Raw genomic sequence first — 13,910 nt, forward strand, 5'->3', positions numbered from 1 at the left:
GCTACGGGTAGCACTGGAGATACCGGACCTACCGGTGCGACGGGTAGCACTGGAGCTACCGGACCTACTGGTGCAACGGGTAGCACTGGAGATACTGGTCCTACCGGTGCCACTGGTATTACCGGAGATACTGGTCCTACCGGTGCCACTGGTATTACTGGAGCTACCGGACCTACCGGCGCTACGGGCATCACCGGAGCTACTGGTCCTACTGGCGTAACGGGTAGCACTGGAGATACTGGTTCTACTGGCGCTACGGGCAGCACTGGAGCTACCGGACCTACTGGTGCAACGGGTATTACCGGAGCCACTGGACCTACCGGCGCAACAGGTATTACTGGACCAACGGGTCCTACTGGCGTAACGGGTAGCACTGGAGCTACTGGTTCTACCGGGGCTACTGGTATCACTGGACCAACGGGTCCTACCGGAGTTACTGGGCCTACTGGCGCCACGGGCAGCACTGGAGATACGGGTCCTACCGGTGCCACTGGTATTACTGGAGCTACCGGTTCTACTGGCGCTACGGGCAGCACTGGAGCTACTGGTTCTACCGGGGCTACAGGTAGCACTGGATCAACTGGTCCTACTGGTGCCACAGGTTCTACTGGATCAACCGGTCCTACTGGCGCTACGGGTAGCACTGGAGATACCGGACCTACCGGTGCGACGGGTAGCACTGGAGCTACCGGACCTACTGGTGCAACGGGTAGCACTGGAGATACTGGTCCTACCGGTGCCACTGGTATTACCGGAGCTACTGGTCCTACCGGTGCCACTGGTATTACTGGAGCTACCGGACCTACCGGCGCTACGGGCATCACCGGAGCTACTGGTCCTACTGGTGCCACCGGGGCTACTGGATCAACCGGTCCTACTGGCGCTACGGGCATCACTGGAGATACTGGTCCTACTGGCGCTACGGGCAGCACTGGAGCTACCGGACCTACTGGTGCAACGGGTATTACCGGAGCCACTGGTCCTACCGGCGCAACAGGTATTACTGGACCAACGGGTCCTACTGGCGTAACGGGTAGCACTGGAGATACTGGTTCTACTGGCGCTACGGGCAGCACTGGAGCTACTGGTTCTACCGGGGCAACGGGCATCACCGGAGCTACTGGTCCTACCGGTGCCACAGGTTCTACTGGATCAACCGGTCCTACTGGCGCTACGGGCATCACTGGAGATACTGGTCCTACTGGTGCCACCGGGGCTACTGGATCAACCGGTCCTACTGGCGCTACGGGCATCACTGGAGATACTGGCCCTACCGGTGCCACCGGGGCTACTGGATCAACCGGAGCTACTGGCGCTACGGGTGTCACTGGAGATACGGGTCCTACCGGTGCCACTGGTATTACTGGAGCTACCGGTTCTACTGGCGCTACGGGCAGCACTGGAGATACTGGTTCTACCGGGGCTACAGGTAGCACTGGAGCTACTGGTCCTACTGGTGCCACAGGTTCTACTGGATCAACCGGTCCTACTGGCGTAACGGGTAGCACTGGAGCTACTGGTCCTACCGGGGCTACAGGTAGCACTGGAGATACTGGTCCTACCGGGGCTACAGGTAGCACTGGAGATACGGGTCCTACTGGTGCCACAGGTTCTACTGGATCAACCGGTCCTACTGGCGTGACAGGTGTTACTGGTGTCACTGGGGCAACTGGAACAGGTGGTTTTACAGATACTGCACTTTATGCTGCTAATAGTTCTGGACCTACCATTGTTACTGTAGCCGGTGGAACGAATATTCCTCTGCCAAACTTTCAAAACATCACTGGTTTTACGGCAAACGGCACAAGTACTGTTTTTACCGTTCTGCAAACTGGTAAATATTATATTACGTATCAAGTCAACACCACTACAGCTCTTTTGATTAGTACACGTTTGCTTTTAAATGGAGCAACTACTATTTCTGGTTCTGTTCAATCACCTGTTATCTCAACTTCATTTATCAACAACACTGTTATTGTTAATTTAACAGCTGGAAGCACCATTTCACTGCAGTTTTTTGGGGCAGTTGTCACAGCTATTTTAGTTGGCGGGGGCGGTGCTGCAGGAGCAGCCTTGACCATTATACGGCTAAGCTAAACGAAAAAAGAAAGGCTTTTTCAGCCTTTCTTTTTTATGTCTTCTATTACATTTATACACTGTTCAATATCATCAGATTGCAAAAGGTGAAAAACAGATTGGATGATTGAAAACTCTAAATTCCACCATTCTAATAACTGCAGTTTTTCGATTATTTCGGATGAAAATCGATATTTCATGAGCTGCTGGGGATTTCCTGCGGCTATTGCATATGGAGGCACATCTTTTGTGATCACACTATTTGCTCCTATCACAGCCCCGTTGCCTATACATACTCCGGACATAATCGTCGCACCATATCCAATCCATACGTCATGTCCAATATGAACATCCCCCTTCGATTTTGGGTGTCCTTTAATATGTGCAGCTTCTTTGAAAATTTGATTAAACGGATACGTTGTGACCCAATCTGTACGGTGTTCCCCGCCTAGAAAAATTTTCACTTCGTTTGCGATGGAACAAAACTTCCCAATATGTAATGTCGTTCCTTCCCCCCATGTCAGCACTTGGAAATCTGGTCCGGCATAAGAAAAGTCACCGATATTGTACGAGCTTAGTTCACTTCTTTGATTCAAAAACATAGAAGATCCGGCCTCCTTAAAAGTGATAGATCTTCGTATGTATATGCTACTTTACGCCTTCACATTATGATTGAACAAGCGCTACAATTTGTTTTTTCTTCCATACGAGCTGATAGTAGCTGTATTGGAGGAGTAAGTTCACAAAGAACGCAGCAGGGTAGCCAATCCATATTCCCTTAATGCCGAGGGATGTATAATGTGATAGCACATAGGCGACTGGTACTTCTACAAGCCAAATGGAACAAATACTAAAGATCGTCGGCCAAAGAACTGTCCCGCTTGCTCTCATTGTGGCTGCAACAATTTGGGCCGTTCCAAAAATGAGATAGCTCCATAGTGTAATGACAACCAAACTATAAGCAATGTCTATCGTCTTAGGATCTGTTAAAAAGATAGATAAAATCTGCGGTGCAAAAATATAAACGAAAATAATGATACATCCGCCTATGGCGAAGTTAAGTCCTAACCCAATTTTAATGACATCTTTCAGTCGATTCATATTCCCTGCACCAATGAATTGTGCTGCAAAGATTGAGACCGCAATGCCAAGACTCACTGCCGGCATCTGCACATAACTCACGACTTGATTGACAACACCATAGGCAGCTGTCGCCTGTGATCCATAATCGTTGACGAAAGAAATAACGGCAATTTCTGATAAAGAAATAAGGATCATATTAATGCTTGATGGGATACTGAGCTTTAATAACGTTTTTAATAGATCCCCTTTCATCAATAAATGCTTTCTCACCGATGCATCAATACGAAGCGGATGCTTTGTCTTATATAAGTAGATATGTAGAATGATAAACGTCACAATTGTTGAAATCACTGAAGCATACGCAGCGCCATATAAGCCGAACGCCGGCAGTCCCAGCCAGCCAAATAATAAAATGGGCAGCATCAGAATATTCGTTGCCGTACTAATCATTAAGAAATAAAAAGGTGTTTTCGAATCCCCTGTTCCCCGCAAGAATGTTGTATAAACAAAATAAAGAAATAAGATCGGCATTGAGATGAATAAAATTCTGGCGTAAGCCGCACTTTTCTCCACGATATTAGCAGGTGTTCCCATGAGGTTTAAGATGTCTGTTGCGAAAAAACCTCCAATGATCGCTAAAGAGACGCCGATCAAAAAAGTGAATGAAAGCGTTGTGCCAATGATTTCTTTTAATTTCTGTTCATTTTTTGCTCCATACGCCTGTCCAATAAGGATCGAGCTTCCCGATCCAATTCCAATGGAAAAAGAAACGAGCAAAAAGAAAAGCGGAAAGAATGCAGAAATGGCAGCTACTGCATCCTCTCCAATCCATCTTCCGACAAGAACAATGGACACTAACTGTCCGATCGATTGCAAAATATTGCTTAGCAAAAGCGGGATGAGAAAAATGGACATGGTTTTTACTAAAGATTGATTGTTATCTAACGTCATGATGGTTCTCCTTCTCTCTCTAAATCTAAAGGTTCTCAGCTAATATGCTGACAATACGGTCTTCTATCTCTTTCCCTTTTTCGTCATCAACAAGGTGATTTAACAAGATGGAAAAAGCGAGCGTTTTTCCGCCCTGCGTGTCAATATATCCAGAAAGTGTGCTGACCGTTGTTAACGACCCTGTTTTTGCACGTACTTTTTCTAGCGTAACTGGTTCTTTCAATCTGTTCCTTAACGTGCCCCCCACCATTCGTTCACTCGCCCCTGCTAAAGGGAGCGCATGTTCATAGGTTTTAAACCATTTTTCCTTTTGAATGTTTGTCAAAAATAAAGTGAACTGGTTAGCAGAGACAAGGTTAATAGGTGATATCCCCGAGCCGTCACGCAAAACTGCAAGCGAAGGATCGATGCCAAACGCAGGAAGCCGTTCATTCATGACGTCCAGCCCAGCTTCAAAGCTCCCTTTGTTCTTCACTTTTTTGCCTAGTTCCTTTAGCAAAATTTCTGCATGTGTATTGTTGCTTAATTTCATCATAGGAACGAGCAGCTCTGATAATGGCATCGATGTATGGGAGGCGATTTTTTTGGCTTTTTTAGGAACTTGTTTTGCTTTCAGTGGTCCTTTTACTTGAATGCCTTCCGCCTTTAACGCTCGTTTCAATAAGTCTAAAGCATAGGCGGCCGGATCCCATAAAGCTACCCATTGTTTAGATGAGCTTGCTTTAACCGGAATGGTCCCAGTCAACGTAATCTTGTTGGTTCCGTGAGAGCGCTTAAAAGAGATTTTCTTTTTTCCGCCTTCTGGAACTGTTTTCACTTGATTGATGACTTGAGCGACATCCGTCTTCGGGATCATCTCATACTCGGCTTTCTGTCCTGCTTTTTTTCCTGGTTTTACTTCGAGAATCACGGTCCCTGCATCATAATCTTGATTCGGTGAAGCCGTGAGAGCAGAAATTTGTGCCCCGTAATATTGATCCTCATCACTCCAAGGCAGATCAATGGAGTATCTCGTGTCATCAAACCAAGTGTCATCTGCTGCAAGCTGTCCGCGAATGCTATGTATTCCGGCCTTTTTGACTTTTTTGGCAAGTGCTGCAAAATCCTTCTCTAATAAAGTCGGATCGCCGGTGCCGCGAAGATAAAGGCTGCCATGTAACGTTTTCTTTTGAATGGAACCATCCATCCAGATGTCTGTAGGGAATGTGTGTGTTTCTCCAAGTATATCAAGTGCGATGGCTGATGTGAGCAGTTTCATATTAGAAGCAGGAGTAAGACGAATATCGGCTTGATGTTCATAAAGAAGAGAGTTGTCAGAAGTATCGCGGACGCTGATGCCAGAGATCGCGCCCTCTAAATCAGGTGCTGTTCGTATGAGTTCGTCTAAAGCGGTCATCCAAGCCAGTGAATCATCACGAGCTGTGAGCTGTTCATCTTTCGCTGAAAAAGGAAGAAATAAAATCGACAGGATACATATTTGTAAAAACATGAGCTGTGAAAAACGCTTCACGTAATCCCTCCTTATTGTAGCCGCCAAATTTAGAAGAATATGTTCATTATACACAAAAGAACGTTTGTTCTCAAAGGTTTTTTAAACAGAAAAGTCAGCTTTCTTTGACGAAAACTGACAAGCCCTTTACCTCTTTTCTGGATTCCAACCATCGGCTCCTCCAAGAACTGCTTGAACCGTGATCTGACTTGCTTCGTTATTGGTTAAAATAGTTGACCATTTTACGCGGTTTGCTGGACTGCTCCCTGCTCCTGTCGATCCAAATTCTTTATACCTGGCCGTTCTTTCGTTGTCACGGTTATCCCAGTTATGCCATCCCTCTGCTTTTATATGGTCATCCATTTTTGTATGGAGGAATGTCACAGCCGAAAAAGGTCTCCACGGACGTCCTAAATAAACCGATTGCGCAACTGCCGTTCCCTTTTTCAACGTAGAATCTATGAATACGTAGCCGTACCTTTGTGCTTCTGTTGTGGATGCTGCAGTAATATACCCATTTCCAAGGCTTTTTATTTCAGCTCTTTTAAACACAGCCGTGGCTGATCCAAAAATAAAATCGACCGTGCCCTCGATATAGCAGTTTTCATAATATTGCCGCCCTGTGCCTGTTGCATAAAGTGTATCTTGATAGCCTAACACACGTATTTGTTTGAACACAGCGCGGTCTCCAGACACATACAGCGCCACCGCCTGACCAGCATGTCTGCCAGCTGTATTTTGGAAGGTAATATTTTCTGCATAAAAATCGTTTGCACGAATCATTGTGCTTGAGCTATTGGTTGTACTCCCAGTGCTTGCATTTGTGTCATCATACGTAAGGATCGTCTTGTGCTGATCTTCTCCGACAAAAGATACGTGTGGTTTATTTTGCGGAAGCAAAATTTTTTCTCTATATACGCCATTTTTAATATAGATCGTTGCCCGCTGTTGATTGTTTGCTGGAATAGCATCAATGGCAGACTGAACGGTGCGGTATGCCCCGCTTCCCTTTTGATCAACGACAAGGACGCGGTTATGCCCTGCTTCTGCTGCTTGAAGTGAAACTGGGTCATAAAGAAATAGAGACAAGACCATGATAATCCATACGTTTCTATATTTCATCACATATCTCCTCCTCATTTTGTGAACGTTTTCATCAAACATTCTTTTTGATCCTATTCCATACACGCGCAAAAAAACACCCACGTTTTTATGTTGTGGATGTTTTTTTAGATTTTTCATATTGCATTGCATAAATTCCTTCATTTTCAATCCATTCACAAAAGAGAACGTCTCGATAAGAGGAAATATGCTGCTTTTTTAATTGATCACTCAGCCAGGATTCATCAAAGCCAGCTTCTTGTAAATCATCTTTTAAAATTTCGCCGTCAATAATAAACGTTCTAGGCAATTTGACTTCTTTTCCCTTCACGTTCACATCTTCTGCTGTGGCTGGTGCGTATTTCATTTTTGGAAGAACACTGACAGATCCGTCAGTTTCCAGTATGGCATATTCAATTTCATTCAGGGCAAAATGGCCTTTTGCGCGAACCAGTGTCTGCAGCTGATTGATATCAAGCATATTCCTCTTCAACCGGTTGTAGTGAATTTTCCCCTTATCAATCACAAGCGTAGGTCTTCCTTCTAAAAACGCACGAATGGACTTAAAGCGCTGTGAAAGCCATTCAACTGTATAAATGAGAACGCCCCATACCGCAACAGCAAATAAAATGTGCTGAATCTTGACTTCTGGGTCAAAAATGGCGTTTCCGACCATTTCGCCTAAAATAAGTGCAGAAATGAAATCAAACGGTGTGATTTGTGCAAATTGTGTTTTTCCTAATAATTTTGTAATTAAAAATAAAGCAAAAAATCCAATGAAGAGTTCAGTCAAAATATTAACGAACGGCACAAAAGTTCCTTCCTTTCTTACTGCATTTATAACAGCATATACATGAAAGGAAGGATCTAAACGTGTTCGTCATTTCCATCAATGCATCATTCTTCATCTCTATCTCCAATACATAAAAAGCCATGACCACACTTCGGTCATGGCTTTTCTTTATATTGTAACACCCTTTGTTTGACCTATTTTGGCAGAACCGAACTCCCCATTAAATAACGGTCTACCTCGTGCGCCACTTGTCTGCCTTCATTAATTGCCCAGACAATCAAGCTTTGCCCGCGTCTTGCATCTCCCGCTGCAAATACGCCTTCTACATTTGTTGTATATTCCCCATACTTTGCGTCAATGCGATTGTTTTTGCTGTCCACGCCAAAGTGTTTCACAAGCGGCTGTTCAGTTCCCTCAAAACCAATTGCAATAAAGACGAGCTGAGCAGGCCATACCTTCTCTGTCCCTGGAATCTCATGAAATTCAAACTTCCCTTGTTCGTTTTTCACCTTTTCCATTTGAATGGTATGAAGCTCTTTTAATTTCCCATTTTTATCTGCCACAATTTTTGTGGTTTGAATTGAATATTGACGCGGATCTTCTCCGAATTTTGCTTGTGCTTCTTCATAAGCATAATCCAGTGAGAAGACATAAGGCTGTTCTGGCCACATGTTATCCCCTACACGTGTATCTGGAAGCTTTGGATGCTTCCCGAATTGAACAACACTTTTTGCTTTTTGGCGAAGTGCAGTTGCGACGCAGTCAGCGCCTGTATCTCCTCCGCCAATCACAATCACGTCTTTTCCTTTTGCATCAATGAAGTTTTTGTCTTTGAATCCTGAATCAAGCATGCTTTTCGTTGCGAGTGTTAAATAATCCATTGCAAGGTGAATCCCTTTTGCTTCCCTGCCTTCAATTAACAGGTCACGCTGCTTTTGTGCACCTGTACAAAGGATAACCGCATCAAACTGCTCTTTCAGTTCGTCGGCAGTGATATCCACGCCGATTTCTGTGTTTGTCACAAAGTCAATGCCTTCTTGTCTTAGCAGTTTAACTCTGCGCTCAACGACTTCTTTGTCGAGCTTCATATTTGGAATCCCGTAAGTCAGCAGTCCGCCAAGGCGGTCAGAACGCTCGAACACTGTAACAGCGTGTCCTGCTTGGTTTAATTGATCAGCACTTGCAAGTCCTGCTGGTCCTGAGCCGACAATGGCAATTTTCTTCCCTGTACGGCTTGAAGGGATTCTTGGCGTGATCCATCCATTTTCAAAACCTTTATCAATGATCGTGCGTTCGATATTTTTAATCGAAACAGCTGGATCATTAATAGCGACTGTACATGAACCTTCACAAGGCGCAGGACATACTCTCCCAGTAAACTCAGGGAAATTATTTGTTTTTTGCAGTCTTTCGAGCGCTTCTTTCCATCTTCCGCGATAGACCAGGTCATTCCACTCTGGAATTAAATTGTAGATCGGGCAGCCAGACACGCCGCCCCTGATCTCCATACCAATTTGACAAAACGGTGTTCCGCAATCCATACATCTAGCGCCCTGTTTCTTCAATACGTCATCTGTATAAGGAGCTGAATATTCTTTCCAGTCATTTTGACGAGTGAGAGGGTCACGTTCATTTGGCTTTTCTCTTTTATATTCCATAAAACCTGTTGCTTTGCCCATTGTCCTCTCCCCTTTCTTAATGAGCGAGGGCTGCTTTTTGCCCGTTTGCCGTTTCTTGATTTTTCGGTTTTGTATTTGCTTCAAAGGCAAACATCACCGCTTCTTCATGACTGAGGCCCGCTTGTTTTTGTTCTTCAATGCTTTGAAGCATCATTTTGTAATTTCTCGGAATGACTTTGATAAATTGATCCTTTTCTTGCTCCCAGTTTTCAAGAAGTGCTGCTGCTTTTGAGCTGTTTGTATAATCAAGGTGTTCCTTGATCATTTGCTTCACTTCTTGTTCTTCTTCATGATCTGTGAGCTTTTCAAACATGATCATTTCCATGTTGCACATTCTTTTGAACTGTTTGGCATCCGATGTATGGATGTAAGCCACACCACCAGACATACCTGCACCAAAGTTTTTCCCAACGTCTCCTAAAATGACGACACGTCCGCCAGTCATGTATTCACAGCCGTGATCTCCGATTCCTTCAACAACCACATGTACACCTGAATTACGAACAGCAAATCGTTCACCAGCACGTCCGTTAATATAAGCTTTTCCGCTAGTTGCACCGTAAAATGCGACGTTTCCTACAATGACGTTTTCATGTCCATTTTGTACAAAATGATCAGACGTTTTAACAGCAATTTTGCCTCCTGAGAGTCCTTTGCCGATATAGTCATTTGAATCACCTGTTAAATAGAGAGACATACCCTTTGGCACAAATGCGCCAAAGCTTTGTCCAGCTGAACCAGTGAATCTTAGTGTGATCGTATCCTCTGGCAAGCCCTCTTCCCCGTAGCGCTTAGACACTTCACTGCCAGTGATGGTTCCGGCCACACGGTTGATATTGCGAATGTTCAATGATAGATCAACTGGTGTTTGATGATTCAGCGCTTCTTGTACATAAGGAAGGATTTCATTCATATCCAGCGATTCATCAATTTTATGATTTTGCGGTGTTCTGAATGTCCGCGCTCCTTCTGGCTGATAAAGCAGTGTTTCAAGGTTTAGCTGCCCTGCTTTCCAGTGAGCTTTTGCTCGTTCACTGACCGCTAAGACGTCCGTGCGACCAATTAATTCATCCATTGATGTAAAGCCTAGTTCAGCTAAGATTTCTCTTACTTCCTCTGCAATAAACATCATGAAATTCACAATGTGATCAGGGTTACCCATGAATTTTTTGCGAAGCTCTGGATTTTGTGTGGCAACACCGACCGGGCAAGTATCTAAATGACATGCTCTCATCATTACGCAGCCCAGCACGACAAGTGGAGCTGTCGCAAAGCCATACTCTTCTGCTCCTAAAATCGCAGCCATGACAACGTCGCGGCCAGTCATTAACTTTCCGTCCGTTTCAAGAACAACTCTCTCGCGAAGACCGTTTAGCACAAGGGTTTGATGCGCCTCTGCCAATCCAAGCTCCCAAGGAAGTCCTGTGTGTTTAATACTCGTTTTCGGTGAAGCTCCTGTACCGCCGTCATAGCCGCTAATGACAATGACGTCTGCAGTTCCTTTTGCTACACCTGCTGCGATTGTGCCAACGCCTGCTTTAGATACAAGCTTGACACTGATGCGTGCATCACGGTTTGCGTTTTTCAAATCATGAATCAGCTGTGCCAAATCCTCGATTGAATAAATATCATGATGCGGCGGTGGTGAAATTAATCCGACACCTGGCGTAGAACCACGTACATCGGCCACCCAAGGATACACTTTATTTCCTGGAAGCTGTCCGCCTTCTCCCGGCTTTGCCCCTTGCGCCATTTTAATTTGCAATTCATCTGCATTGACTAAGTAATGACTTTTCACACCAAATCGGCCAGAAGCGATTTGTTTAATGGCGCTTCTGCGGTCATCACCGTGTTCATCTACTGTAAAGCGGGCAGGATCTTCTCCGCCTTCTCCGCTGTTACTTTTACCGCCAATTCGGTTCATCGCAATTGCAAGTGCCTCATGCGCTTCTTTACTTAAAGATCCAAATGACATAGCACCTGTCTTAAAGCGGCGCACGATGGATTCAGCAGATTCAACCTCTTCCAGACGAACCGGCTTTTGTTTTGGCTGAAATGCAAACAAATTTCTGAGGAAGCCGATTCTTTCTTCATCCGCTGCCTTTGTATATTGTTTAAATAGGTCATAATCTTCATTTCGGCATGCCCACTGGAGCGTATGGATCGTTTTTGGATTAAATGCATGGTGCTCTCCATTTTTTCTCCACTGGAATTCACTGCCTGATTCAAGTGTCTGGTCAGTTGCTGCTTGGTACCCTGCTTCATGACGAAGTTTTGCCTCATGAGCAATGGTGTCAAGATCAATCCCGCCAAGCTGAGAAGCTGTTCCTGTGAAATACTCTTGAATGACGTCTTCACTAATCCCGACTGCTTCAAAGATTTGCGCGCCTCTATAGCTTTGCACAGTGGAAATCCCCACTTTGGACATGACTTTGACGACACCTTCTGTCACGCTTTTACCAAACTTTGTAACAGCTTCATCAAAGCTGATCGAAATCGCTTCGTCTGCAATCAGCTGTTTGTACGTTTCATAGACAAGGTAAGGATGGATCGCATCTGCCCCATAGCCAATCAGTGCGGCAAAATGATGAACCTCTCTCACCTCTCCAGATTCAACGATCAGACTGACCTTTGTCCGCAGACCTTGACGCACAAGGTGCTGATGAAGTGCACTTAGCGCAAGAATTGGTGGAATCGGTACTTTTTGTTCTGTCATTTCACGATCTGAAAGGATTAATAAAGAGACACCTTCTCTAATCGCTTTTTCCGCCTCTTCAAACATCGCATCCAGTCCGCGCTTTAAATCATCGGTGAAAAGTGTATGAATTGTTTTGCTTTTAAAGGCATTATGAACAATCGTTTTCAAGCCGTTAAATTGGCCGCTCGTTAAGACCGGAGTATAAAGTTTAATTCTTCGGCATGAATATTCATTCGGATGTAAAATATCGCCTTCGGCACCTAACCAAGTCATGGTTGATGTCACCAGCTGCTCACGAATGGCATCAATCGGCGGGTTCGTGACTTGTGCGAACAACTGCTTAAAATAAGAAAACAGAGACTGCGCACGATCTGATAACACAGCAAGCGGTGTGTCACTTCCCATTGAACCAATTGGGTCCTTGCCTTCCTCTAGTAAAGGAATTAAATACTTTTGAATGTCTTCGTACGTATAATGGAACGCACGCTGACGCGTCAATAAATCATCCATTATACTAGAATTTTCTGAATTTTCTTCCGAGCGATTGACGTGGACCATTTCTTCATCGAGCCATTTTTGATAAGGAAGTTCATTTGCAATGGTCGATTTCACTTCTTCGTCAGAAATAATTCTTCCTTCTTCTAAATCAATGAGCAGCATTTTGCCAGGCTCAAGACGATCTTTATACTTCACATCTTCTTCATTTGTGTCAATCACGCCGACCTCAGAAGAGAAAATGATATGATCATCATTCGTGACATAGTATCTAGCCGGTCTTAATCCGTTTCGGTCTAAGATGGCCCCGATTTGTTTACCGTCCGTAAAGGAAATCGCTGTTGGTCCATCCCATGGCTCTATGAGAGAACTATGGTATTCATAAAATGCCCGTTTCTCTTTCGACATGTGCGTGTTTTCCGTCCAAGGCTCAGGAATCAGCATCATTGCTGTATGAGCAGGTGTACGGCCTGCAAGCACAAAGAATTCAAAGGCATTGTCTAAAATGGATGAATCACTTCCGTCTGCATTCAGCACTGGCAAAATCTTGTCTAAATCGTCTCCGAAGGCTTCAGATACGAATTGTTGTTCTCTTGCTCTCATCCAATTGATGTTTCCTCTTAATGTGTTGATTTCTCCGTTGTGTATTAAGTAACGGTTTGGATGGGCTCTTTCCCATGTAGGAAATGTATTTGTACTAAATCTTGAATGAACAAGTGAAAATGCAGAAACAAATGTTTCATCCTGTAGATCAAGATAAAAAGCATCGACTTGATCTGATGTTAAAAGCCCCTTATATACGATGGTTTGACTCGACAGGCTGACAAAGTAAAATTGTTTTTCCTCTTTTGTTCCCCAGTTCTCAGCCTGTTTACGGATGACATATAATTTTCTTTCAAATGACAAACGATCTGTGATGTTGTCGTTTGCTCCGATAAAGACCTGCCTCACAACCGGACAGCTCTTCGCTGCGACAGTACCAATTTTCCCGGCATCGACAGGAACCGTTCTCCAGCCAATTAATGTTTGGCCTTCCTGTTTAATGAACCCGTTGATTTTCTGTTCGATGGCTTGACGCGTTTTTTCGTCATCATCTTTTGAAAAGAAGACCATTCCTACCCCGTAACGGCCCTTTTCTGGAAGTGCAAATTCTTTGCAGTTCTTTCTAAAGAAAGCGTCTGGCAGCTGTACCATTAAACCGGCACCATCACCTGTATACGGATCACTGCCTTGCCCGCCGCGGTGATCAAGCTGGCACAGCATTTGTAATCCCTTTTTGACGATGCTATGTGTCGCCTCCCCTTTTAAATGGGCGTACAGTCCGATTCCACATGCATCATGTTCAAATTCAGGACGGTAGAGACCTTGTGGTTGTGGTAGTTGATTATAAGTCATCGTTTCTCTCCCCCGTTTAAAAGATCCGTTTTTCACAGTAATAAAATCTCACAAACTCTGTAACTTATTTTAAGTTTTCAAATTAATATAAACAATATATAATTTAGATCAAAACAATCTCTTTTTGAGATAGATGGGTGTGAAGTGCAA

General features: G+C 44.4%; 8 protein-coding genes. 1 reads left to right on the plus strand and 7 read right to left on the minus strand.

What is annotated here, in order from left to right:
* Positions 1-2,097: beta strand repeat-containing protein (locus ACN6NB_RS09175; RefSeq protein ID WP_474253327.1), on the plus strand; the 2,097-nt coding region annotated here is incomplete at its 5' end.
* Between the two features lie 20 nt (positions 2,098-2,117).
* Here ACN6NB_RS09175 and ACN6NB_RS09180 read toward each other — a convergent pair.
* The 7 genes from ACN6NB_RS09180 to gltB form a co-directional block, all read right to left on the minus strand.
* Complete coding sequence (locus tag ACN6NB_RS09180; RefSeq protein ID WP_039179171.1) at positions 2,118-2,678, minus strand: CatB-related O-acetyltransferase; 561 nt, start codon at positions 2,676-2,678, stop codon at positions 2,118-2,120.
* A 64-nt stretch (positions 2,679-2,742) separates the two neighbouring features.
* Complete coding sequence (locus tag ACN6NB_RS09185) at positions 2,743-4,110, minus strand: MATE family efflux transporter (protein ID WP_064497449.1); 1,368 nt, start codon at positions 4,108-4,110, stop codon at positions 2,743-2,745.
* A gap of 25 nt (positions 4,111-4,135) precedes the next feature.
* The gene (gene dacB, locus ACN6NB_RS09190; protein ID WP_144491457.1) at positions 4,136-5,620 is read right to left on the minus strand and encodes a D-alanyl-D-alanine carboxypeptidase/D-alanyl-D-alanine endopeptidase; all 1,485 of its coding nucleotides are present in this window, start codon (positions 5,618-5,620) and stop codon (positions 4,136-4,138) included.
* A 126-nt stretch (positions 5,621-5,746) separates the two neighbouring features.
* Positions 5,747-6,721: a pectinesterase family protein gene (locus tag ACN6NB_RS09195; protein ID WP_144491456.1), complete on the minus strand. Its 975-nt coding sequence runs from the start codon at positions 6,719-6,721 to the stop codon at positions 5,747-5,749.
* 88 nt (positions 6,722-6,809) lie between these two features.
* Positions 6,810-7,511, minus strand: a complete 702-nt coding sequence (locus ACN6NB_RS09200) for a DUF421 domain-containing protein (protein ID WP_039179181.1) — start codon at positions 7,509-7,511, stop codon at positions 6,810-6,812.
* A gap of 176 nt (positions 7,512-7,687) precedes the next feature.
* Positions 7,688-9,172 (minus strand): glutamate synthase small subunit, encoded by a 1,485-nt coding sequence (gene gltD, locus ACN6NB_RS09205; RefSeq protein WP_039179183.1) that lies wholly within the window; start codon positions 9,170-9,172, stop codon positions 7,688-7,690.
* A 16-nt stretch (positions 9,173-9,188) separates the two neighbouring features.
* The gene (gltB, locus tag ACN6NB_RS09210; protein WP_474253328.1) at positions 9,189-13,760 is read right to left on the minus strand and encodes a glutamate synthase large subunit; all 4,572 of its coding nucleotides are present in this window, start codon (positions 13,758-13,760) and stop codon (positions 9,189-9,191) included.
* Between the last annotated feature and the right edge of the window lie 150 nt (positions 13,761-13,910).

This window comes from Bacillus sp. 11B20 (assembly GCF_056098985.1).